General features: G+C 75.5%; 24 protein-coding genes. 15 read left to right on the forward strand and 9 right to left on the reverse strand.

What is annotated here, in order from left to right; translation table 11 throughout:
- Positions 1–154 precede the first annotated feature (154 nt).
- Together ACIGW4_RS12180 and ACIGW4_RS12185 are read right to left on the reverse strand one after the other, a co-directional pair.
- Positions 155–991 carry a methyltransferase domain-containing protein gene (locus tag ACIGW4_RS12180; protein WP_123456228.1) on the reverse strand — a complete coding sequence of 279 codons (837 nt, stop codon included), beginning with the start codon at positions 989–991 and terminating at the stop codon, positions 155–157.
- 90 nt (positions 992–1,081) lie between these two features.
- Positions 1,082–1,582, reverse strand: a complete 501-nt coding sequence (locus ACIGW4_RS12185; protein WP_123456229.1) for a GNAT family N-acetyltransferase — start codon at positions 1,580–1,582, stop codon at positions 1,082–1,084.
- 233 nt (positions 1,583–1,815) lie between these two features.
- Here ACIGW4_RS12185 and ACIGW4_RS12190 point away from each other — a divergent pair, with 233 nt between their 5' ends.
- From ACIGW4_RS12190 to ACIGW4_RS12200, 3 genes are all read left to right on the forward strand, one after another.
- Positions 1,816–3,054 (forward strand): sulfite oxidase, encoded by a 1,239-nt coding sequence (locus tag ACIGW4_RS12190; protein WP_123456230.1) that lies wholly within the window; start codon positions 1,816–1,818, stop codon positions 3,052–3,054.
- A 164-nt stretch (positions 3,055–3,218) separates the two neighbouring features.
- Complete coding sequence (locus ACIGW4_RS12195) at positions 3,219–4,451, forward strand: aminotransferase class I/II-fold pyridoxal phosphate-dependent enzyme (protein WP_123456231.1); 1,233 nt, start codon at positions 3,219–3,221, stop codon at positions 4,449–4,451.
- 76 nt (positions 4,452–4,527) lie between these two features.
- Positions 4,528–5,574, forward strand: a complete 1,047-nt coding sequence (locus ACIGW4_RS12200) for an MBL fold metallo-hydrolase (protein ID WP_399580026.1) — start codon at positions 4,528–4,530, stop codon at positions 5,572–5,574.
- Positions 5,575–5,660: 86 nt separating this feature from the next.
- Here the strand turns inward: ACIGW4_RS12200 and ACIGW4_RS12205 are convergent, their stop codons facing one another.
- A complete protein-coding gene (locus ACIGW4_RS12205; RefSeq protein WP_399580028.1) occupies positions 5,661–6,314 on the reverse strand; it encodes a DedA family protein in 654 nt (217 codons plus the stop codon).
- Complete coding sequence (locus ACIGW4_RS12210; protein ID WP_399580030.1) at positions 6,311–7,090, reverse strand: MBL fold metallo-hydrolase; 780 nt, start codon at positions 7,088–7,090, stop codon at positions 6,311–6,313. Before ACIGW4_RS12210 ends, ACIGW4_RS12205 begins: the two co-directional genes overlap by 4 nt.
- Positions 7,091–7,200: 110 nt before the next feature.
- On the opposite strand from ACIGW4_RS12210, the gene ACIGW4_RS12215 reads away from it, so the two are divergent.
- The 5 genes from ACIGW4_RS12215 to ACIGW4_RS12235 all read left to right on the forward strand — a co-directional run bounded on the left by ACIGW4_RS12215 (position 7,201) and on the right by ACIGW4_RS12235 (position 12,099).
- Positions 7,201–7,605 (forward strand): hypothetical protein, encoded by a 405-nt coding sequence (locus tag ACIGW4_RS12215; protein WP_093873244.1) that lies wholly within the window; start codon positions 7,201–7,203, stop codon positions 7,603–7,605.
- Between the two features lie 151 nt (positions 7,606–7,756).
- On the forward strand, positions 7,757–9,916 hold the full coding sequence (locus tag ACIGW4_RS12220) for a phage holin family protein (protein WP_123456234.1): 2,160 nt from the start codon (positions 7,757–7,759) through the stop codon (positions 9,914–9,916).
- Positions 9,917–9,982: 66 nt separating this feature from the next.
- A complete protein-coding gene (locus tag ACIGW4_RS12225) occupies positions 9,983–11,398 on the forward strand; it encodes an amino acid permease (protein WP_399580034.1) in 1,416 nt (471 codons plus the stop codon).
- Positions 11,399–11,469: 71 nt separating this feature from the next.
- A complete protein-coding gene (locus tag ACIGW4_RS12230) occupies positions 11,470–11,853 on the forward strand; it encodes a hypothetical protein (protein ID WP_399580036.1) in 384 nt (127 codons plus the stop codon).
- A gap of 60 nt (positions 11,854–11,913) precedes the next feature.
- A complete protein-coding gene (locus tag ACIGW4_RS12235; protein WP_123456237.1) occupies positions 11,914–12,099 on the forward strand; it encodes a hypothetical protein in 186 nt (61 codons plus the stop codon).
- Positions 12,100–12,149: 50 nt separating this feature from the next.
- Here the strand turns inward: ACIGW4_RS12235 and ACIGW4_RS12240 are convergent, their stop codons facing one another.
- On the reverse strand, positions 12,150–13,355 hold the full coding sequence (locus tag ACIGW4_RS12240) for a low temperature requirement protein A (RefSeq protein WP_123456238.1): 1,206 nt from the start codon (positions 13,353–13,355) through the stop codon (positions 12,150–12,152).
- A gap of 229 nt (positions 13,356–13,584) precedes the next feature.
- Here ACIGW4_RS12240 and ACIGW4_RS12245 point away from each other — a divergent pair, with 229 nt between their 5' ends.
- Positions 13,585–14,001 carry a hypothetical protein gene (locus tag ACIGW4_RS12245; RefSeq protein WP_123456239.1) on the forward strand — a complete coding sequence of 139 codons (417 nt, stop codon included), beginning with the start codon at positions 13,585–13,587 and terminating at the stop codon, positions 13,999–14,001.
- Here ACIGW4_RS12245 and ACIGW4_RS12250 read toward each other — a convergent pair.
- Complete coding sequence (locus ACIGW4_RS12250; protein WP_123456240.1) at positions 13,991–14,797, reverse strand: helix-turn-helix domain-containing protein; 807 nt, start codon at positions 14,795–14,797, stop codon at positions 13,991–13,993. The genes ACIGW4_RS12245 and ACIGW4_RS12250 overlap by 11 nt on opposite strands.
- 100 nt (positions 14,798–14,897) lie before the next feature.
- Here ACIGW4_RS12250 and ACIGW4_RS12255 point away from each other — a divergent pair, with 100 nt between their 5' ends.
- A complete protein-coding gene (locus tag ACIGW4_RS12255; RefSeq protein WP_123456241.1) occupies positions 14,898–15,203 on the forward strand; it encodes a 4a-hydroxytetrahydrobiopterin dehydratase in 306 nt (101 codons plus the stop codon).
- A 137-nt stretch (positions 15,204–15,340) separates the two neighbouring features.
- Positions 15,341–16,075 carry a class I SAM-dependent methyltransferase gene (locus ACIGW4_RS12260; protein WP_123457579.1) on the forward strand — a complete coding sequence of 245 codons (735 nt, stop codon included), beginning with the start codon at positions 15,341–15,343 and terminating at the stop codon, positions 16,073–16,075.
- Here the strand turns inward: ACIGW4_RS12260 and ACIGW4_RS12265 are convergent.
- Together ACIGW4_RS12265 and ACIGW4_RS12270 are read right to left on the reverse strand one after the other, a co-directional pair.
- Positions 16,062–16,184 carry a hypothetical protein gene (locus tag ACIGW4_RS12265; protein WP_260174552.1) on the reverse strand — a complete coding sequence of 41 codons (123 nt, stop codon included), beginning with the start codon at positions 16,182–16,184 and terminating at the stop codon, positions 16,062–16,064. The two genes, ACIGW4_RS12260 and ACIGW4_RS12265, sit on opposite strands and share 14 nt — an antisense overlap.
- A 105-nt stretch (positions 16,185–16,289) precedes the next feature.
- On the reverse strand, positions 16,290–16,769 hold the full coding sequence (locus ACIGW4_RS12270; RefSeq protein WP_123456242.1) for a hypothetical protein: 480 nt from the start codon (positions 16,767–16,769) through the stop codon (positions 16,290–16,292).
- Between the two features lie 39 nt (positions 16,770–16,808).
- On the opposite strand from ACIGW4_RS12270, the gene ACIGW4_RS12275 reads away from it, so the two are divergent.
- A complete protein-coding gene (locus ACIGW4_RS12275; RefSeq protein ID WP_399580041.1) occupies positions 16,809–17,759 on the forward strand; it encodes a helix-turn-helix transcriptional regulator in 951 nt (316 codons plus the stop codon).
- Positions 17,760–17,775: 16 nt separating this feature from the next.
- Here ACIGW4_RS12275 and ACIGW4_RS12280 read toward each other — a convergent pair whose 3' ends face one another.
- On the reverse strand, positions 17,776–18,621 hold the full coding sequence (locus ACIGW4_RS12280; protein WP_399580043.1) for an NmrA family transcriptional regulator: 846 nt from the start codon (positions 18,619–18,621) through the stop codon (positions 17,776–17,778).
- 103 nt (positions 18,622–18,724) lie between these two features.
- Between ACIGW4_RS12280 and ACIGW4_RS12285 the strand changes: the two genes are divergently transcribed.
- The 3 genes from ACIGW4_RS12285 (at position 18,725) to ACIGW4_RS12295 (ending at position 21,992) form a co-directional block, all read left to right on the forward strand.
- On the forward strand, positions 18,725–19,657 hold the full coding sequence (locus ACIGW4_RS12285) for an AraC family transcriptional regulator (protein ID WP_399580044.1): 933 nt from the start codon (positions 18,725–18,727) through the stop codon (positions 19,655–19,657).
- 71 nt (positions 19,658–19,728) lie between these two features.
- Positions 19,729–20,643 (forward strand): class I SAM-dependent methyltransferase, encoded by a 915-nt coding sequence (locus tag ACIGW4_RS12290; RefSeq protein WP_399580046.1) that lies wholly within the window; start codon positions 19,729–19,731, stop codon positions 20,641–20,643.
- Positions 20,644–20,717: 74 nt separating this feature from the next.
- Positions 20,718–21,992 carry an SUKH-4 family immunity protein gene (locus tag ACIGW4_RS12295; RefSeq protein WP_399580047.1) on the forward strand — a complete coding sequence of 425 codons (1,275 nt, stop codon included), beginning with the start codon at positions 20,718–20,720 and terminating at the stop codon, positions 21,990–21,992.
- Positions 21,993–22,071 lie beyond the last annotated feature (79 nt).

Here is a 22,071-nt window from a genome sequence, read left to right on the forward strand (position 1 = left end):
AGGCTATCCGTACGAGGAGACGCCCTTCCGCGGCACTCGATGTTCGAGGGCGTGAGCCCTCCGGCTTGACGGCATAGCAACGTGAGGTGTCTACGAGTTCAGGATGCGCCCGAACTGAGGAACGGGGGACGGGGCGGGCCCGCCGCGACACGGGTCAGGACACCCGGCACAGGATCTCGCCGTGCGGGACCATGAACCAGGCGTCCTCCTGACCGCCCCACTCCCGCCAGGCCTCCGCGATCGACTCCAGCTCGGCGGCGGTCGCGTGTCCGCCGGCCACGGCCAGGTCGGCGTAGCCGGAGGCGGTCGTACGGTCCGCCCACAGGCCGCTCCACCAGTCCCGTTCCTCGGGGGTGGCGAAACACCAGGTGGCGGCCGTCGTCGTGATCTCGGTGAAGCCGGCCCGCCGGGCCCAGGAGAACAGCCGCCGTCCCGCGTCCGGTTCCCCGCCGTTGGCACGGGCGACCCGGTGGTACAGGTCCAGCCAGCCGTCCAGGGCGGGTCGCTCGGGGAACCAGGTGAAGGCCCCGTAGTCGCTGTCGCGGGCCGCGACGACGCCGCCGGGCCGGCAGACCCGGCGCATCTCGCGCAGCGCCTGGACCGGATCCCCGACGTGCTGCAGCACCTGGTGGGCGTGGACGACGTCGAAGGAGTCGTCGGGGAAGTCCAGGGCGTGGACGTCGGCGACCCTGAACTCGACGTTCGTCAGGCCGCGTTCGGCGGCCACCCCACGGGCCTTCGCCAGTACGTCCTCGGCGGCGTCGACCCCGGTGACCCGGCCCGGCGCGACCAGCGCGGCCAGGTCGGCCGTGATGGTGCCGGGCCCGCAGCCCACGTCCAGGACGTCCAGGCCGGGGCGCAGTTCGGACAGCAGGTAGGCGGCGGAGTTGGCGGCGGTCCGCCAGTTGTGCGAGCGCAGGACCGACTCGTGGTGGCCGTGCGTGTAGACGGCGGTCTCAGAGGCCGCGGGCTGCGCGGAGGCGTGCGTCATCGAAGCGACTCCCTCGGTGTGGGTGCGTGCCTCCACCGTACGCACGACGGCCGCATAGTGAGACCCCTGTCTTGCCATTCGGACGGACGGTCACTCCAACAGGTCCCGCCGGTAACGGAGTTCCTCCAGGACCCGGCCGCCCGTCTCCTCCCGCACCACCGCGCCGTCCGCCCGCCACCCCGCCGCCTCGTAGAACCTCCGCCCCCGCGCGTTGCCCGCGAACACCCACAGCACCGCCGCCCGGAACCCGGCCGCGACGAGCGCCTCGGTGGACGCCGACATGAGCGCCCGCCCGACACCCGTGCCCCAGACCTCCGGCAGGGCGTACAGGGCCGCCAGCTCGGCCGTGCCGTCCGGGCGGGGCCGGAGACAGGAGAACGCGACCACCCGCCCGTCGTCCCCCGTCGCCACCAGCACCGTGGGCCGCTCCGGCGCCACGAGGCGGGCGCGCCAGACGCCGGCGCGCTCCTCCGTGTCGAGAGCGTCGAGATACGGGTCGGGGACCAGGCCGCGGTAGGCGGCCCGCCAGGACCGGACGTGCACGGCGGCGAGCGCCGCGGCGTCTTCGGGAAGCGCTTCACGTATCGACATGCCGCATTCTGGCCCGGGGGTGCCCCGGGCGCCCGCGGATTCCCGAGGGTCCCGACCTTCCCGGCCTTCTCGACCTCCCTGACCTCCCTGATTTTCTTGACCTCCCCGGCCTTCCCGACCTGACGAAGCCTTGTATGACAGCCCCGTGAACAGGCCGTCCGAGCCGTCCCCGCGCCCCTAGGGTGGGCCCGCCGCCGCCCGGTGGCGCGCCTCTCCCACCGCCGAGGAGCCCCGTGCCGTACTCGCCCGCGCCCGCCCGCCGCTCCCTGCTGAAGCTGTTCGCCGCGGGGCCCGCGGCCTCCGCCCTCGGCGGGCTCGCCGCCTCCGCCCCTGCGTACGCTGGTCCCATGGACGTCGTGGCGGATGCCGCGCCCGGCATCGTCAAAGCCCTCCCGCCGGAGCACTTCACGGTCCGCGGGACGAATGCCGAGGCCCGCTACGAGACCTTCGCCGACACCGGCCTCCTCACCCCCGTCGACCGCTTCTTCGTCCGCAACCACACCTCCACCCCCGTCCTCGACGCCGCCGACTGGCGGCTGACCCTCTGGGGCGACGGACTCCACGGCCGGAGCCCGGTCCACTTCACCTACGGGCAGCTGCGGGACCTGCCCTCCGTCACCCGTACGGCCCTGATCGAGTGCGCCGGAAACGGCCGCAGCCTCTACACCACCCAGCAGGGCGAGCCGGTCACCGGCACCCCCTGGACCCTCGGCGCCGTCGGAGCCGCCCGCTGGCGCGGCGTCCGTCTCGCCGACGTGCTCCGGCGCGCCGGGATCGCCCACGACGCCGTCGACCTCCAGCCCCGCGGCCTGGACGACCCGTACGTCTCCGGCGGCGTCGACTTCGGCCGGGTCCGCCGCCCGCTGCCGGTCGCCAAGGCGCTCGACGACGTGATCCTCGCGTACGAGATGAACGGCGAGCCGCTCCCGTACGACCACGGGCACCCGGTCCGCCTCGTCGTGCCCTCCTGGGTCGGCATCGCGTCCATCAAATGGCTCGGCGACATCGAGGTCTCCAGCAAGCCGCTCTCCTCGCCCTGGTCCACCACCTGGTACCGCCTCTTCGGCGACGCCCACCCCGCCGGCGGCAGCGCCCCGATCAGCCGCCAGACCCTCAAGTCCGCCTACCAGCTGCCCTTCGGCGCCACCCTGGAGGCCGACCGTCTCCACCGGCTCACCGGCCGGGCCTGGTCCGCCCTCGCGCCCGTGCGGACCGTGGAGGTCTCCACCGACGGCGGTGCCCACTGGCGGCACGCCCAGCTCCACGACACCCCGCGCCGCGACGGGTGGGTCCGCTGGAGCGTGCCGTGGCGCCCGCACGCCACCGGGCAGGTCACGCTGCTCTCCCGCACCACCGACGCCGCCGGCAACACCCAGCCCGAGCGCGCCGTGCACAACACCCAGGGGTACCTCTTCAACGCGGTCGTGCGCCACCCGGTCACCGTCGTCCGAAGGAGCGGAGACCGCTCCTGAAGGGGCGGGAGCCGTGCCTGGGGGAAGAAAAGCACGCCTGAAGGGGCGAGAGCCGTGCCTGGAGGGCAGAAAACCGCCCCTGAAGGGGCGAGAACGCCCGAATCTTCGTATAAAGGGCACGGGGGTGCCCACCGGCGCCCCCGTGCGCTCAGGAGGTACGGGACATGCGGCAGACGGCACCGGAAGGCCGCGGGCCGGTGCGCTACGGACCTCCCGCACCCGACACCGGCCTCCCCGTCCTGCCCGGACTCGCCGGGCTGCTCGCCGCCGCCGCCGGACGGACCACCCCCGAACCGCCCGGCGGCGGGCCCGTCCTGCGCGAGGCCGCCGCCGGCTACTGGTGGCGGCGCGGCCTGCGCACCCACCCCGAGGACGTGGTGGCCGCACCCGGCGCCCCCGCGCTCCTCCTGGCCCTGATCGCCGCCCACGGCGGCGACCTCCTGCTTCCCCGCCCCTGCCCCGCCTGGTGGACCCCGCAGGCCCGGCTCCTCGGCCGCCCGGCCTACCACGTGCCCACGCCCGCCGAGGCGGGCGGCGTCCCCGATCCGTACGCCCTCCTGGAGACCGTCCGCCGGATCCGCGCCGAGGGCGGCGACCCCCGGCTCGTGCTGCTCTCCGTCGCCGACGACCCCACCGCCACCGTCGCCGCCCCGGAGCTCGTCCGCGAGGCCTGCGAGGCGGCCGTCGCCGAGGGCCTGCACGTCATCAGCGACGAGACCTGGCGCGACACCCTCCACCGGCCGGGCGGCGCCGTGCTGCTCAGCCCCGCCGAGATGTGCCCCGACGACGTCACCGTCCTCACCGACCTCGGCGGCGCCCTCACCCCCGCCGCCTGGCCCTGCGCCGTCGCCCGCTTCCCGCCCACCGACCCGTCCCGCGCCGACCGCTGGACCGACCGCAGGGCCCGCGTCCTCGACGTGCTCACCGCCCTCGGAGCCCTCGTCCCCGGGCCCGTGGCCCCCGCCATGGCCCACGCCCTCGACGAACCCGAGGACGTCACCGTACGGGCCCGGCGCGCCGCCGCCGTCCACGGACGGCTCGCCGGGGCCGCGCACCGCGCCGTCCTCGCCGCCGGCGCCCTGGCCCGGCCGCCGCAGGCCGGCCGCCACCTCTACGCCGACCTCGGACCGCTGCGCGCCGGGCTCGCCGCCCGGGGCGTCACCGACTCCCTGGAGCTGGAGAGTCACCTCACCGCGCGGCTCGGCGCCCCGGCGACCGGCGGCCACCGCTTCGGCGACGAACTCGGCGCGCTGCGCGTCAGATTCGGCACCGGCATGTTCCTGGGCGCCACCGAGGAGGAGTGCGCCGAGGCCCTCGGGGCATCCGACCCCGTGGAACTGCCGCACGTCGCCCGGGCGTTGGAGTCCTTCGGAGGAGCCCTGGAGGAACTCCGATGACCGGGCCCGGGCGTCGGCGCCCCGCGACCACCGCCCCTCCCCGACGCACCGAGCACGAGCGGAACGGAGCCCGCAGATGACCGAACGGACGGCACCCCCCGCCCGGGCCGGACAGGCCCCGGCCCCGCACCACCCCGGCCGGGTCCCGCTCCCCGCCCCCGTCCTGCAGCCCGTCGGCCGGCTGCGGCAGGACTGGCCCCGCACCTTCGCCGACCGGCTCACCGCGCCCCTCCCCGGTGTCCGGGCCCTGGCGCGCTTCGCCCGCGAAGGAGCCGTACGCCCCGGCCCCGAGGGCCTCCGCGACATCCCCCTGCTGCCCTTCGAGCCCGGCCCGCTGCCGCCCGCCGGGCCCGACACCCTCGCCGTCACCTGGGCCGGGCACGCCAGCTGGGTCCTGCGCGTCGGCGGACTGACCGTCCTCACCGACCCGGTCTGGTCCCGCCGCATCTTCGGCACGCCGGCCCGCATCACCCCCGTCGGGGTCCGCTGGGAGGACCTGCCGGCCGTCGACGCCGTCGTCATCAGCCACAACCACTTCGACCACCTCGACGGCCCCACCCTCAAGCGGCTGCCCCGGCACACCCCGGTCTTCGTCCCGGCCGGACTCGGCCGCTGGTTCACCCGCCGCCGGTTCAGCCGCGTGACCGAGCTCGACTGGTGGGAGGCGGCCGAACTCGACGGGGTGCGCTTCGACTTCGTCCCCGCCCACCACTGGTCCAAGCGCACCCTCCTGGACACCTGCCGGTCCCTGTGGGGCGGCTGGATTCTCACCGACCGGGCCGGGCACCGGGTCCACTTCGCCGGGGACACCGGCTACGGCCACTGGTTCGCCGAGATCGGCCGCCGCTACCCCGGCATCGACCTGGCGCTGCTCCCGATCGGCGCGTACGCCCCGCGCTGGTGGCTCAGCGACGTCCACACCGATCCCGAGGAGGCGGTCCGCGCCTACCAGGACCTCGGCGCGCGGCGGATGGCGCCCATGCACTGGGCCACGTTCGTGCTGTCCTCCGAGCCGGTCCTCGAACCCCTCACCCGGGTCAGGGCCGCCTGGGAGAAGGCCGGCCTGCCCCGCGAGGACCTCTGGGACCTGCCGGTCGGAGCCTCACGGGTGCTCGTGCCCTGACGGGCCGGGGCCGGGCCCCATGGGTACGCGTGTCCTGGCGGGCCGGGCCCCATAGGTACGCGTGTCCTGGCGGGCCGGGCCGGTCCTCACGGGTGCCCGTGTCCCGGCGGGGCCTCCGGCCGGGTGCCCCGGAGTCGCCGCCACAGCGCCGGGACCGCGCTGATCAGCACCGTCAGGCCCACCGCCGCGACCACGCCCTGCCAGGGCTCGGGGAAGAGCGAGCCGCCCAGGATCCCGATCAGCTGGTACGTCGCCGCCCACACCAGGCACGCCGCCGCGTCCCCCCGTACGAAGCGGCGCAGCGGCATCTGGGCGAGCAGGCACGCCAGCATCACCGGGATCCGGCCGGCCGGCACCAGCCGGGACAGCACCAGCACCGACACCTGGTGCGTGTCAAGCCGCTCCTGCGCGTGCGCGAGCCGCTCCGGCGTCACCCGGGAGCGCAGCGCGGCGAGCCACCGCGAGCCGTTGCGGGAACGGACCCCGCGCTGCCCGAGCCAGTAGAGCGCCGTGTCGCCGAGGAACGCGGCGGACGCCGCCACCAGGAAGACGAAGAGCAGCGAGAACGGCGAGGACTGGTGGAAGGCGACCACCGCCGCCGAACTGACGATCGCGCCCGTCGGCACGACCGGCACCAGCGCGCCGAGCGCCACGAGCAGGAACAGCGAGGGATAGCCGACCGCCTGCTGCGTCGACTCCGGCGGCAGCTCGCGCACCGCCCCCACGAGCCCACCGATCACCGCGCGACCTCCGGCCGCACCCGGTCGCCGTGGCCGAGGAGGTGGACCGCCACCTTCGGCGCGAGCCGGGCCGCGTGCCGGACGAACTCGTCGCCCGGCGCGTGGAACTCGTGCGGCCGGACCCCGTCGAGCCCGATCGGCCAGTACGTGCCGTAGTGCACCGGCACCGCCGCCGCCGGCGAGAGCGCGGCGAGCGCCTGGGCCGCCCGCCCCGCGTCCAGGTGGCCGTGCCCCAGGTAGGGCCCCCAGCCGCCGACCGGCAGCAGGGCCACGTCCACCGGGCCCACCGCGTCCGCCATGCCGTCGAACAGGCCGGTGTCCCCGGCGAAGTACGTGCGCGCCTCGCCCTCCACGACGTACCCGAGCGCGGGGGAGCGGTGCGGTCCCACGGGCAGCCGCCGCCCGTCGTGGAGCGCCGGGACGGCCCGTACCGTCAGGCCCTCCACCGTCACCGCGTCACCCGGCTCCACCTCGGTCAGCCGCAGCCCGTCCCGGTCGAGCCTGCGCAGCCCGGAGACGGCGGCGGGCGCGCCGCGCGGCACGAGCACCCGCGTCCCCGGCGCGAGCCGGGCGAGCGAGGGGAGGTGGAGGTGGTCGGCGTGCAGGTGCGAGACGAGGACGGCCTCGGCGCGGGCGGCCTCGGGCGGCGGCGGGGCGCCGCGCCGCCGGCGCAGGTGGGCGAGCCGCCGCGCGAACAGCGGATCGGTGAGGAAGCGGACCCCGGAGTCCTCGACCGTGCAGGTGGCGTGCCCCCACCAGGTGACCTCCACCGGCATGCCGCCCCTCCGCTGTCCGTCTCGTCAGGCGTCTGTCGTAACGAGGGTAGATGTCCGGAGCGTCCTCCGGAGGATGTCCGGGCGTCGCCTTCCGGCAGTAGGGTCGGTCCATGGACGACGTTCGGGTGGCGGCGATCGCCAGCCTCACCCCGCTCGAAGAGCTCGACAGCGACCCCTTCCTGGTCGACACGCGGGGCCAGCACGCGGTGTGCGCCCGCTGGGCCGACGACAAGGGCTACGTGCTCGCCCGCCAGCTGTTCTGCTACGGAATCCGCCCGGACCACGCGGCCCTCTGGGCCGATGTGGAGGCCGGGACGGTGGACCTCTTCGTGGCCCCCAACGAGCGGGTCCTCGCCCGCGCGTTGACCTCCGTGCCGGGCTTCCGCGCCGAGTGCGAGCGGCGCGGTGTGCGGGTGGAGACCGTGGGACTTGACGAACCTCCGTACGACAAGGCGGCCAAGGCGGGCGTGCACCGCCGGCTCTCGATGCCCACCGCGGGGTACGACGGCTCCTGAGACCGTCCCCGCGGACCGGCTCCTCGCTGACCCCCTCCCTCGACGCGGGTCCCCGCACGTCCCGTTCTCGGCGCGGATCTCCACCTCCTCCGCCCGATCGCGGCCGTTGTGCCACGCTTGAGGCAGGAAACGGGCGAAAGGCGAAGCGGGCGTGGGTGACGGGCGATGGGGTGGCGCCGACCGCTGGCGGTCCGCGGGCAGGACTCTGGTGCGGGTGCTCGTGGTCTGGGCGGTGTCCACGCTCACGATGCTCCTCCTCGCCGGGCTGCTGCCCGACTTCCAGCTCCAGTCCGCCGACGGCGACAGCTTCACCAGGACCGCCCTCACCGCCGCCACGGCCGCCGGCGCGTTCGGTCTGCTCGGCGCGCTCGTCTGGCCGTTGATCGTGCGGGCCCTGCTGCTCGTCCCGGCCCTCCTCCTCGGCCTGCTCGTCTTCTTCCTCAACGGCTCGCTGCTGCTCGTCACCCTGTGGCTGATCCCCGACGGCCGCGGCGCCGCGGCCCCCGAGACCGCCGTCGTGGTGGCCGCCGTCATGTCCGCCGTCGCCTCCGCCACCTCCACGGCCCTCGCCGTCCGCGACGACGACGCCTACCGGCGCCGGCTCTACCGGCTCACCGGCCGCACCCGCCCCCGCGATCCCGGCGACACGGCGGGGTCCGTGCCCGGCACGGTCTTCCTCCAGCTCGACGGCGTCGGCCACCACGTGCTGCGCGGCGCCGTCGCCGACGGCCTCATGCCGACCGTGGCGGGGTGGCTGGAGGCCGGCCACCGGCTCACCCCGTGGCGCACCGACTGGTCCAGCCAGACCGGCGCCAGCCAGCTCGGCATCCTGCACGGCTCCAACGAGGACGTGCCCGCCTTCCGCTGGTACGAGAAGGACACCGGCCGCCTCATGGTGGCGAACCGCCCGGCGAGCGCCGTCGAGCTCCAGCGCAGGGCCGTGCGCCGCACCGGGGACGGCGGCCTGCTCACCGTCGACGGGGCCTCCCGGGGCAACCTCTTCAGCGGCGGCGCCGACCAGCTCGCCCTCGTCCTGTCGATGGCCGCCCGGCGCGGCCGCCGCAACCGCTCCCGGGCCGGCTACTTCGCGTACTTCTCCGACCCGGCCAACGCCGTCCGCACCGCCGGATCGCTCGTCGCCGAGTGCGTCCGGGAGGTGTACCAGTCGACGCGGGCGCGGCTGCGCCGGGAGACGCCGAGGGTCTCGCGCGGCGGCACGTACCCCTTCGTCCGCGCCTTCGCGACGGTCGTCGAGCGGGACGTGGTGGTCTCCGCGGTGATGGGGGACATGCTGGCCGGGCGGACCGCCGTCTACGCCGACCTCGTCGCGTACGACGAGGTGGCGCACCACTCGGGGCCGCACGGCCGCGACACGGACCAGGTCCTGGCGCGCCTCGACCGGGCGATCGCGCTCATCGCCACCGTCGCCGAGCACGCCCCGCGTCCGTACCGGATCGTGCTCCTCTCCGACCACGGGCAGAGCCCCGGAGAGACCTTCGAGTCGGCGTACGGGCTGACGCTCAAGGACCTCGTGCGGGCCGGGTGCGGGCTGCCGGTGCCGCGTCGCGTGCGGCGGACGCGCAGCGGGAGCGAGGCGCGGGACGCGGCCCGGGACGCGCTGCGCAGCGCGCTGCACCGGCCGGTGGACGAGAGCGGCGAGACGGCCAGGGAGCTGCCCGCCCGGCCCTCCGAGCCGGTGGTCCTGGCCTCGGGCAATCTGGGGCTCGTCTCCTTCCCCGACGTGCCGCACCGGATGACCCGGGAGGAGATCGACCGGCGCCATCCGGCCCTCCTGCGCACCCTCGCGCACCATCCGGGCGTCGGTTTCGTGCTGGTGGCGAGTGCCGAGCACGGCTCGGTGGTGCTCGCCCGCGACGGGGTGGAGGTGCCGGTCGCCGAGCTCGCGGACGACGGACCGCTCGCGGTCTTCGGGCGGGGCGCGGCGCGGGCGGTGCGGCGCACGGACGGCTTCCCGCACGTCGCGGACATCATGGTCAACTCCATGTACGACCCGGCGACGGGGAGCGTGCACGCCTTCGAGGAGCAGATCGGCTCGCACGGCGGTCTCGGCGGGGAGCAGTCGCACGCCTTCCTCCTGTCGCCGCCGGACCTGTCGCCGCCGGTCGGGGCGGGGGAGGAGCTGGTCGGGGCGGAGCAGGTGCACCGGGTGCTGCGGCGCTGGCTGCGCGAGTCCTCGGGCCCTCAGGTGCCGCTCGGTCCGGCGGCGTCGGTGGAGATTTCCCCGTCCGGACGCGAAACGGAATCAATTCTTCCGGCCGAGGGGCCGATCGCGCCGGACAAAAACCACTGATTTGGACGCCTGTTCGCCGCTACCGGACGATGGTCCGGATTTGTACGACGGAAGGCGCACCACCCCATGAGCACGGCCACCACAACTCCACAGCGGGACCCGGCACGGCGAGACCCGGCACGGCGGACCGACGACAAGCACGCCCGCCGCTTCGGCCTCCCCATCGCGACCGCCCTGGTCATGGGCAACATCATCGGCGGCGGAATCTTCCTGCTGCCCGCCTCCGTCGCCCCCTACGGCACCATCAGCCTCGTCGCCTTCGGCGTCCTCACCCTCGGCGCGATCGCCCTCGCCCTCGTCTTCGGCCGGCTCGCCCACCGCCTGCCGCAGACCGGCGGGCCCTACGTCTACGCGCGCGCCGCCTTCGGCGACTTCGCCGGCTTCCTCGCCGCCTGGTCGTACTGGATCACCGCCTGGGTCTCCAACGCCGCCCTCGCCGTCGCCGCCGTCGGCTACCTCGACGTCCTCGTGCCCGTCCACGGGTCCAAGCCCGCCACCATCGCCGCCGCCCTGCTCTTCCAGTGGCTGCCCGCACTCGCCAACCTGGCCGGCACCCGCTACGTCGGCGCCGTACAGATCGTCGCGACCGTGCTCAAGTTCGTCCCGCTGATCCTCGTCGCCGTCGGTGGCCTGTTCTTCTTCGACAGCGCCAACCTCGGCCCGTTCCACCCGAGCGAGGGCGGCGCGCTCGGCGCGGTCTCCGCCTCCGCCGCGATCCTGCTCTTCAGCTACCTCGGCGTCGAGTCCGCCGCCGTCAGCGCCGGCGAGGTCCGCGACCCCCGCCGCAACGTCGGCCGCGCCACCGTCCTCGGCACCCTCGGCGCCGCCGCGGTCTACCTCCTCGGAACCCTCGCCGTCTTCGGCACCGTCGCCCACGACAAGCTGGTCGCGTCCACCGCGCCCTTCTCCGACGCCGTGAACGCCATGTTCGGCGGTTCCTGGGGCGGCGCGGCCGTCGCCTGCATGGCCATGGTCTCCATGCTGGGCGCCCTCAACGGCTGGACCCTGCTGAGCGCCCAGGCCCCCTACGCGGCCGCCCGCGACGGACTCTTCCCGAAGGTGTTCACGGTCAAGCGGCGCGGCGTTCCGACCGTCGGCGTCCTCGTCACCGTCGTCCTCGCCTCGTTCCTGACGGTCTACAACTACACGGCCGGCACGAAGGGCGTCTTCGAGATCCTCGTCCTCGTCACCACCTTCACCGCCACCGTGCCCTACCTGCTGTCCACGGCAGCCCAGGTCTACTTCCTGTTCTCCGGCCGGTCCGATGAGGTCTCCCGGGCCCGGCTCGCCCGCGACGCCGTCCTCGCCCTCGCCGCCTTCGGCTTCTCCCTCTGGCTGGTCGCCGGCTCCGGCTACGCCGCCGTCTACCAGGGCGTCCTGTTCCTCTTCGCCGGCGTGCTCGTGTACGCCTGGATGGCGGCCCGCAGGCAGCGCGCCGCGTCCGGGGCGATGACCGCCGGGGCGGTGAATCCGGGGCCCTGACGTAGGCCGCTCGGGCGGATCACCGGCCGGGGGAGCCGTACCGGCACCGCGGCGGGGCAGTACGGATCTCCGTGAGCCCCGCGCACCAGACGCCCGCCGCGCCCGCCGCCCCGGCGGGACACCGGGCGTGCCCGGCCCGGGGCCGGCACCGCTGGATCGCGCTCCTCCTCGTCCTCGCCGCGCTGTTCGGCGCCGGGGCCGCCGCCGCGCTCCCCGGCGCCGAGACGCGCGCCGCGGCCACCGCCCCGGCCTCCGACCCGGGCGGCGAGACCCACGACCCGGTCGGCGCCGTGACCGGACTCCCCGGCCGGACCCGCACCCCTCGCACGCCCCTCCGCCGCGTCGGACCCGGGCCCCGGCCCCACGGCCCCCGGGGCCGTCGCCGGACTCCGGCCCCCGCCCCCGTACCCGCCCCGCGCGGCGACGCGCTCCGGTGCGTGGTGATGCGCTGCTGAGAGGCCCCGCCTCCCCGCAGTACCCCCCCACATCACCCCCGCACCACGAGGAGTTCCGTCATGCCCGCCGACCCGTACGCCGTCCTCCAGGCCCTGCTGCGCGCCGAGGCCGCGCGCGCCCTGCGCACCGCCCCCGAGCCCGGATCCCCGGCACCCGCCCGAGCCGTCGAGCCGGCCGCCCGGCCCTCCGGGCGCCCCGCCCGCACACCCGAACCGAACGCCGACCGGGAGGACCGCCTGCGCTGAAACCCGGCCCGGCGCGGTCACCGCCGCGCCGGGCACCGGCCGGCCGGGTGTCAGGCCGTCTCCACCGCCCCGAGCGTCCGCGTGGCCCGCCTGGAGTGCAGCCCCACGAGGAGCGCCGCCGCCGCGGCGAGGACCGCGAGCGCCACCAGGGCCGGGACGAGGCCGACCAGCGGACCCGCCGCCAGGCAGCACACCCCGCCCACGGCCAGGGCGGTCGGCCGCCGCCCCGAGGTCCGCAGCACGATCGCGGCGGCGCCCAGCAGATAGACGCCGACGCCCCCGGTCAGGGACCAGGCCACGGCACCGTGCAGCGGTTCGGCGAGCCCGTAGTGCGCGGTGTCGGCGACCTGCTGCAGGACCTTCTTCATCCCGAGCGCGCAGAGCACGACCCCGGCGACCAGCGGCAGGTGCAGGAACGTGTAGACGTCCCGCGCGAACCGGGTGCGGTCGTCGCCGTCCAGCCCGGTGAGACGGTGCTCGGCGGCCTCGCCGAGCTGCCGGAAGTACAGCCGCCACAGCCCGGCCGAGAGCAGCAGCCCGGCGGCCGAGGCGCCGAGCACGGCGTACGAGAGGGGGGAGTCGGAGACGCCGACGCCCATCGCCACGATGGACTCGCCCAGGGCGATGATCACGATCAGACCGTGCCGCTCGGCGAAGTGCCCGGGGGAGTTGACCCGCCAGCCGGAGGAACCGGTGACGTAGATCCCGCCGTAGTCGACGGCCACCGCCCCCAGCCACCACAGGAGCTGGACCCGCCCGTCGTACGCGCAGCCTATGAGCAGCAGCACCAGCGGCGGCAGCACGGACGCCAAGGCCGTACGCCGCAGGGTCGCCCGCAGCGCGGTGTCACCCGGGCTGGAGAGCCAGTACGAGGTCAGGTGCAGGACGCGCACCGCGCCGTAACAGAGCACGAACACCAGGGGCGCCGAGAGCCCGCCGGGCTCGTCGGCGAAGACGTCCGGGACGGCGAGGGACACGATCAGGACGACGGCCATGACCGTGACGAGCACGCCGAACACCGCACCGGAATCGGCCCGTACGACATTGCCCAGCCAGGCGAAGGCGCACCAGCACCACCACAGCAGCGCGAGCACGACCATCGCGCCCACCATCCGCACCGGTGAGGGCGCGGCCGCCATGAGGGCGGTGACCTGGGTGATCGCATACACGAACACCAGGTCGAAGAAGAGCTCCGCGGGCGTCACCTTGTGATCGTCCCCGGTGGCCACCATGGCCCGTTCCCTGTTCCACGCCATCTGCGTCCTCCCCCTTCGGAGCGCCGGTTCCGGCCACCCCGGCGGGAAGACTACTCACACCGGCGGGAGCGGCGACGCGGTTGTCCACAGCCCGGCATGACCCGTCAGGTAATCGACCCCCTCCGCGCCGCCCGGCATGCTCGTGGACACCGGGACCCGGGCGGCGCACTCCGCTCGGGCTCCGGGCCCGCCACCAGCACGAACGTCCCCCTCTGGAGGGTGATCCGCCATGTCCCGGACCCTGCTCGCCGGCCTCGCCCGCACCACCCGCCCCCACTCCGCGGTGCGTCGCTTCCTCGCCCTCGACGCCGTCGTCACCGGAGCCAACGGGATCGCCTACCTCGCCGCCTCCGGCCCCCTCGGCGAACTCCTCGGCGTCGACGCCGGGCTCCTCCTCGAACTCGGCCTCTTCCTCACCGCGTTCGCCGCGGGCGTCGCCTGGCTCGCGAGCCGCCCGCAGCCCCCGGCGCCCGCCGTGAAGCTCGTCGTCGACGCCAACGTGATCTGGGCCGTCCTCAGCGTCGTCGCCCTCGTCGCCTGGCTGGAGCCGACCACCGCCGGCCTGCTCTGGACCCCGGTGCAGGCGGCCACCGTCGCCGGCTTCGCCGGACTCCAGTGGGCGGCCCTCAGGGCGGTCACGCGTTGAGCGAGCGCAGGTACGCGACCGTCTCCGGGTCGGCCGGGAGGAACGTCTCGATGGCCAGCTCGGCGACGGTCACGTCCATCGGCGTGTTGAACGTCGAGATCGACGACACGAACGACAGCACCCGCCCGTCGTGCTCGATCCGCAGCGGCAGCGCGAAGTACGGGTACGGCTCCGCGTCCGGCCGGTCCTCCGGATCGGTCCGCTCGGGCAGCGGATAGGCCGCCACCTCCTCGTACAGCTCCCGCAGCGGCTCCGAGCGGGCCAGCGCGATCTGACGCTCCATCTGGGCCAGGAGGTGGCCCCGCCACTCCCGCAGGTTCCGGATCCGGGGCGCCAGGCCCTCCGGGTGCAGGGTGAGCCGCATCGCGTTCATCGGCGGGGCCAGCAGGTGCTCCGGAACCCCGTCGAGCAGCAGCCCGATCCCCCGGTTGGCCGCCACCACCGTGTACGTGCCGTCCACCACCAGGGCCGGGTACGGCTCGTAGCCGTCGAGCAGCTGCTGGATGCCCCAGCGCAGCGTCTCCAGACGCGGCGCGTCCAGCGGCGACTCCGCGTACCGGGGCGCGTACCCCGCCGCGAGCAGCAGCGCGTTCCGCTCCCGCACCGGCACCTCCAGGTGCTCGGCGAGCTTCAGGACCATCTCCTCGCTCGGCCGGGAGCGGCCCGTCTCCACGAACGAGATGTGCCGTGCCGAGGAGTCCGCGCGCAGCGCCAGCTCCAGCTGACTCAGCCTCCGCTGCTCGCGCCATCCGCGCAGCAGCGGCCCCACCCCCGTGTCGGTCACGACAGTTGTCATGGCCAGACGGTATCTCAGAGGGGGAGCCCGGGTAGTTTCCCCCCGGGGCCCCTGTCCGTCACCCCGCCACCCGCACCACCCGACCGGAGGGAGCACCGCCGTGCCCACACAGCCGCTGTCGCAGAAGGAGATCGAGGACCGCCTCAGGGAGCTTCCCGGCTGGTCCCTCGACGCCGACCGGCTCACCCGGACCTACCGGCTCGGCGACCACTTCGCGGCGACCGCGCTCGTCGTCCACGTGGCCCAGATCCAGCAGGAGCTGAACCACCACTCCGACCTCACCCTCGGCTACGACACGGTGGCCCTCGCCGTGAACACCCACGACGCCGGCGACGCCGTCACCGAGAAGGACTTCGCACTCGCCGAGCGCGTCGAGCGGATCGCCCCCGGCCACGGCGCGAACTGATCCCACGCGCTGACCTCTCTTACTGATCCCACGCACTGACCTCTCGCGCCGATCCCACGCACTGACCTCTCGCACCGAACCCTCCTGCTGAACGGCCGTACTGATCCCTCGTTAGGATCGCGGGCGTGGCGGAGACCGTGCTCGACTACGAGGCAGAGGCAGCGCACTACGACCGGACCCGCGGCGGGGTGCCCCGGGCCGAGGCGGCCGCCGAGGCCGTCCTGCGGCTCGTCCCGCCCGGCGCCCGCACCCTGCTCGACCTCGCCTGCGGCACCGGGCTCGTCACCGAGCGCCTCGTCCGGCCCGGTCTGCGGGTCTACGGGGCCGACGCCGCCCACGCCATGGTGCGGGTCGCCGCGGGCCGGGCGCCCGGCCGCGCCGTACGCGCCGACGCCCGGCGGCTGCCGCTGCCCGACGCCTCCCTGGACGCCGTCGCCGCCGTCTGGCTGCTGCACCTCGTCCCCTTCGCGACCGACATCGTCGCCGAGGCGGCCCGGGTGCTGCGCCCCGGCGGAGTCCTCGTCGTCACCGTCGACAAGGACGCGGCCCACGACGTCGGCAGCGACGTCGACGCGATCCTCCGCCCCCACCGCTCCGCCGGGGCGGCCTCCGACCGCGCCGACCTGATCACCGCCTCCGCGGCCGCCCACGGCCTCCACCCGGGCCCCGGCACCCGCTTCACCGGCCACGGGCAGGGCAGCACCCCGCGCGACACCGTCCGGAAGCTGCGCGCCGGGTACTTCGCCTCCTGGTTCACCGGGGACCCGGCGACCACCGAGACGCTCGCCGCCGCCCTGGCCGCCCTCCCGGACCAGGACCGCCGCCGCCCCGACCCCCGCTACCGGCTCGCGAGCTTCGTCAGGCGCGGCTGAACTCCGTCACCCGGTTCGTCACCCGCGCGTCGGTGTCCACGACCGCGAACGCCTGCTCCCGACGGGCCGTGCGGGCGCTGATCCCCGACCAGCGGAACCGCACCCGCACGGGCCGTCCCGAACTCCTTCCACCCGCTCCCCGGACCGAGGAAGTCCGCGAGGCGGCGGTTGCGGACCCGCCACCGTCCGCCGAGGAAGGCGAAGCCGTCGGCGGTCACGCGCGCCCTCCCGTCGTACCGGACGGCAGCGCGTCCGCGAGGTAGCCGGCGAGGTCCGGCACGTCCGGCGTCAGCATGTGGCGTACCCAGGCGTCCCGTTCGTGCCCGAGCGGCGGAAGCTCCCACACACAGCCGATCCACGAGCGGTCGACCCGGACGAAGTGCGTCGGATCGGTGTCGGGGCAGTCCAGGGCGGGCTGGCCGGCGGCCCCGCCGCCGAAGTGGAGCACGTTGTCCCACACCCAGCTGTACGCGTTGAGGTACGCGCCGCTGTCACCGCCCCGGTGCAGCACCACGAAGCCCGCCGCCGGGGTGCCGTCCGGCTCCGGCAGCAGCTCCGGAAGGAGCGCGTACGCCGCCTTCTCCACCTCCGGTTCGATCCCGGTCGGACCGGAGGCGACGTGGTAGCGCTTGAGGTGCCGTCCGGCGATCTCGACCGGCGGAAGGGCCAGGAGTCTCTTCTCTTCGAAAGCCATGGCTGGACCGTAAGGACCCTTCACTGACACCGTGTGTCAGTGAAGTCCAGCCGGCTCGTCTCGATCCTCCTCCTGCTCCAGACCCGCGGCCCGATGACGGCCGCCCGCCTCGCCGGCGAACTGGAGGTCTCCGTCCGCACCGTCTACCGGGACGTCGAAGCGCTGCAGGCCGCCGGAGTGCCCCTGTACGGGGACGCCGGGCACCGCGGCGGCTACCGGCTGCTCGCCGCGTACCGGCACGGCCTCGCCGAGCTGTACGCCCGCGAGGCGGAGGCGCTCGTCCTCGCCGGCCTGCCCGTCGCCGCCGACGAGCTGGGGCTCGGCCCCCACTTCGCGGACGCCCAGCTGAAACTGCGGGCCGCGCTGCCCGCGCCGCTGCGCGAGCACGTCGACCGGCTCCGGGCCCGCTTCCACATCGACGCACCCGGCTGGTACGCGGAGTCCACCGAGGCCCCGTTCCTGCCCGAGGTCGCCGACGCGGTCCGCGCCGGGCGGGTCCTGGACGTCCGCTACCGGCGCTGGAAGGAGCCCACCGACGTCGACCGGCGACTGGAGCCGTACGGACTCGTCCTCAAGGCCGGCCGCTGGTACCTGGTAGCCGGGCCCGGCCCGCGCACCTACCGCGTCGACCAGATCCTCGCCCTCACCGTCACCGACGAGGAGGCGGACATCCCGGCCGGCTTCGACCTCGCCGCCCACTGGCGGGCCGGTCAGGAGGACTTCCACAGCCGGCTCCACCAGGGCGAGGCACTCGTACGGATCTCCCCGCGCGGCGCCGCCCGGCTCACCGGCGCCGCCGCCCGGGCCCTCGCCGCCACCGGCACCCCCGAGCCCGACGGCTGGACGCGCGCCACCCTGCCCGTCGAATCGCCCGAACACGCCCACGCCGCCTTCCTCGGGCTCGGCGCGGAGGTGGAGGTCCTCGCTCCCGAGGACCTCCGCGACCGCATCGCCGCGACCGTGCGCGCCCTGGCCGCGCGGTACGCCTGAACCGGAACCGGGCCGCTCAGGCCCGCCGCCCGCCCCAGACCCCCGCCGCGAAGTCGGCGAAGGAGCGCGGCTCGCGGCCCAGGATCCGCTTCACCCCGTCCGTCGCCGAGGCGTTGTGGCCGTCGAGGAGCGTCGCGAACAGCCCCGCGAGCCACTCCGCCTCGGGGACCGGGAGCCCGAACCCGGCGAGCAGCCCGGCGTACTCGCCCTCGGACACCGGCCGGTAGACCACCGGGCGGCCCGAGGCGCGGGAGAGCTCCGCCGCCACCTCCGCGAAGCCGACCGGCCGGGGGCCCGTCACCTCGTGCACCCGTCCCGCGTGCCCGTCCGCCGTCAGCGTCTCCACGACGACGTCCGCCAGGTCGTCCGCGTCGACGAACGGCTCGGCCGTGTCACCGGCGGGAAAGACGACCGCGCCCTCGGCGACCCCCTCCGCGAGCAGCCCCTCGGAGAAGTTCTGCGCGAAGAACGAGGCCCGTACGACGGTGAGTCCGGCCCCGGAGGCGGCCGCCCGCAGGGCCTCCTCCGCCAGGACCGCCGCCGGCTCCCCGCGCCCGGAGAGAAGGGTGAGGCGCCGTACGCCGTTCTCCACGGCCAGCCGGCCGAAGGCGTCCATCGCCTCGACCGCGCCGGGGGCGGCCAGGTCCGGGTAGTAGGCCACGTACGCGGCGTCCGCGCCCCGCAGCGCCGGGGCCCAGGTCTCCGGGGCCTCCCAGTCGAAGACCGTCGCCCCGCTCCGGGACCCGGCGCGGACCGTCGCGCCGCGGGCGGTCAGCCGTTCGGCCACGCGCCGCCCGGTCTTGCCGGTGGCGCTGGTCACCAGGATCGTCGTGTTCCGCGTGTCGTCCGTGTGCGTCGTCATGGCTCAAGACTCCCGCCCGGAGCCCCGCCCGCCCATGCTCCGCAGTCTCGTCCGCCTACGTCTCCGTCTCGGGTCCCCGCCCCGCGCCCTACCCTTGCGCCCCATGGACGCACTCGCCGGACTCCTCGACGGGCCCCGCGCCAGGGGTGCCTTCCTGCTGCGCATGATCATGGAGCCGCCGTGGTCCGTGCGCATCGAGGACCGGGCCCCCGTCTGCCTCATGTGCGTCACCGGGGGCGAGGCCTGGATCGTCCCCGACACCGGCGACGCCGTCCTGCTGCGCCCGGGGGACATCGCGATCGCCCGCGGCCCCGAGCCGTACACCGTCGCCCACGCCCCCGACGCCCCGCCCCGCGCCAGGATCGGCCCCGACGGCGGCTGCACCACCCTCTCCGGGGAACCGCTCGCCGAGACCATGCGCCTCGGCGTCCGCACCTGGGGCAACGCCGCGGACGGCGGCACCACCGTCCTCGTCGGCACCTACCTGATGGACGGCGAGGTCGGCCGCCGGCTCCTCGACGCCCTGCCCGGCCTGGCGCACCTGCCCGCCGACGTGTGGAACTGCCCCCTCATGCCCTTCCTCGACGAGGAGATCTCCCGCGACGAACCCGGCCAGAGCGTCGTTCTCGACCGGCTCCTCGACCTGCTGCTCATCGCCGCCGTCCGCGCCTGGTTCTCCCGGCCGGGAGCCGAGGCCCCCGCCTGGTACCGCGCGATGGCCGACCCGGTGGTCGGCCGGGCGCTCCGGCTGCTCCAGAACGACCCCGCCCACCCGTGGACCGTCGCCTCGCTCGCCGCGAAGTCGGGTGCGTCCCGGGCCGCGCTCGCCCGCCGGTTCACCGAACTCGTCGGGGAGCCCCCGATGGCGTACCTCACCGGCTGGCGGCTCGCGCTCGCCGCCGATCTGCTCCGCGAGACGGACGCCACGGTCGAGTCCGTCGCCCGACAGGTCGGCTACAGCGGGGCGTTCGCCCTGAGCGCCGCCTTCAAGCGCGTACGGGGCATCAGCCCGCAGGAGCACCGGGGCCGCGGCTGACGGCACCGTGCGGTGTTGCCGGACCGGCAACATTTCTCGCGCCCGCGGCCGTCCCGGCGCACCCTGGGGCCATGAGCCAGCATCACGCGTCCCACCCCGGCCACCAGCACGGCCACGACCACGGCCACGGTCACCACGGCAGCACCCACCTCGACTGGAGCGAGATGGCGTCGCTCCTGGAGCGGCAGGCCGAGATCGCGAGCCCCGCGTACACGGAGGCCGCCGCCTGGCTGGGCACCCTCGCACCGGTGCAGGGCGTCCGCCGGATCCTCGACGTCGGCAGCGGTCCCGGCGTGGTGACCAGCCTGCTCGCCGAGGCCTTCCCGGCCGCCGAGGCGATCGCCGTCGACGGCGCCCCCGAACTCCTCACCCGGGCCCGGGACCGCGCCGAGGCGCGCGGCCTCGGCGCCCGGGTCTCCACCCGCCACGCCGAACTCCCCGAGGGGATCGCCGCCCTGGGGCAGGCCGACCTCGTCTGGGCGGGCAACTCCCTGCACCACATGGGCGACCAGAGCGCCGCGCTCGCCGAGTTCGCCGGCATCCTGAACCCCGGCGGCCTCGTCGTCCTCGTCGAGGGCGGCCTGCCCCGGCGGCACCTGCCCCAGAACATCGGGATCGGCAGGCCCGGCCTCGAAGCCCGCCTCGACGCCGCCCACACCGCGTGGTTCGGCGAGATGCGCGCCGAGCTCCCCGGCTCCAAGGACGAGCCGGACGACTGGCGGGCGCTGCTCGCCGGCGCCGGCCTCACCCCGGCCGGCACCCGCACGTTCCTCGTCGACGTCCCCGCGCCCGTCTCCCCGGCCGTCCGGGAACTCGTCCTCGCCCACTACGAGCGCCTCCGGGACGGCCTGGCCGCCCGGCTCGACGCCGACGACAAGGAGACGCTCGACCGGCTGCTCGACCCGGCCGACGCGCTGTCCCTGCACCACCGCACGGACCTGTTCCACCTCACCGCCCACACCGTGCACACCGCCCGCAAGGGCTGAGCCCGTACCGGCCCGGGCCAGGGTGGCGACCAGGCCGCCGCCCGCCCCGGCGGGCCGGCTGGCACGATGGGCCGGTGACCGATCCCGATCTCCCCACCCTGCTCGACGACCCCGCCCGGGTCCTGCGCCACGACCGCGCCGAGCTCCGCGCCCGTCTCGCCGCCCTGCCGGAAGAGCGGGGCGGCGTCGGCCGCGAGGTGTTCACCCAGGCCGAGGCGGTCTTCGGGAGCGCCCCGGCGACGCCCGCCGAGTTCGCCTCCTGGCTGCACTTCGCGGCGACCGTCCTCGGCCACCGGGAGTACGCCGAACACGTGGCGGCCGCCGAACCCGGGCTGCCGTGGCGGACGGTGTGGGCCTGGTGGCGGCCGGTCGGCGCCCACGAGGCCGCGCCGAACCTCAGCGGCGACCGCTCCGCCGAGGTGTACGAGGCCGACGGCACCCCGCTCCTGAAGGTCCGGGCCCTGTGGTGCGAGGACACCTGGTTCGACCTGGCCACCGGCGCCCCCCGGCCCGCGCCCGCCGAGGGCACGACCGAACCGTACGAGGAGGCCGAACCGGACGGGCCCTGGCTGTTCGACGGCGACGACGACTCCTGGGCGCTGCGCCACCCGGACGCCTGGGAGGAGCCGATCCCGCTGGACGGCGGCCGCTACGTCTTCCACGACGCGCGCGGAGTGGCCGTCGTGGAGCAGAACGACACCGCCCTCGCCGACTGGCCGACGGGCGGGGCCGATTCCTCCCGCCCGACGCCGGCGGACGGCGGGCCGTGGTTCCGGCCGGGCACGAGGAACGCCGACGGCCCGCTCACCGCCGCCCGGCTCGACGGGATCTTCGGCCCCTCCTGGGTGGTCCGCGTCCCGCCGGCCGATCTCCCCGACGCCCTCACGCACGCCCCGACCCGGACGCTGCTCGCCGAGGCCGGCCTGCCCCGCCACTGGGCGGCCGGCGTCACGTCCTTCGCCCTCGCGGACGAGCTGCTGGCCCCGGGTCCCGAAGGCCTGCTCCGCGTCGGGGAGTTCGACCTCGGGTACTGCGACCCGGGGGAGGTCTTCGTCCACCCCGCGACCGGCGCCGTCGGCCTGCGCCAGCCGGACGGCAGCCACGGGCCCGGCGGCGACGCCGTCTTCCCGCTCGTCCGCGACCTGGACTGCTTCGTCCGCTTCCTGGAGGGCGTCCGCCGCCACATGGGCGTCTGCTGGGACCCGTACCCCGGGGAGGAGGGCGTGAAGGACTTCCTCCGGGCGATGGCGGAGGTGGACGCCGGGGCGCTGGCCGACGGCGCGCCCGGCGCCGAGGTGTGGGAGCACCTCTTCGCCTCGATCACCGAACTCGGCGTGGACGGCTACTGAGGCGATGCGGCACACGCCTACCGGGGCGACGTGCCCCCGGGGCGACGCGGCACACGGCTACCGAGGCGACGCGACACCG

This window comes from Streptomyces sp. NPDC053513 (genome assembly GCF_044544765.1).
GTDB lineage: Bacteria > Actinomycetota > Actinomycetes > Streptomycetales > Streptomycetaceae > Streptomyces > Streptomyces litmocidini.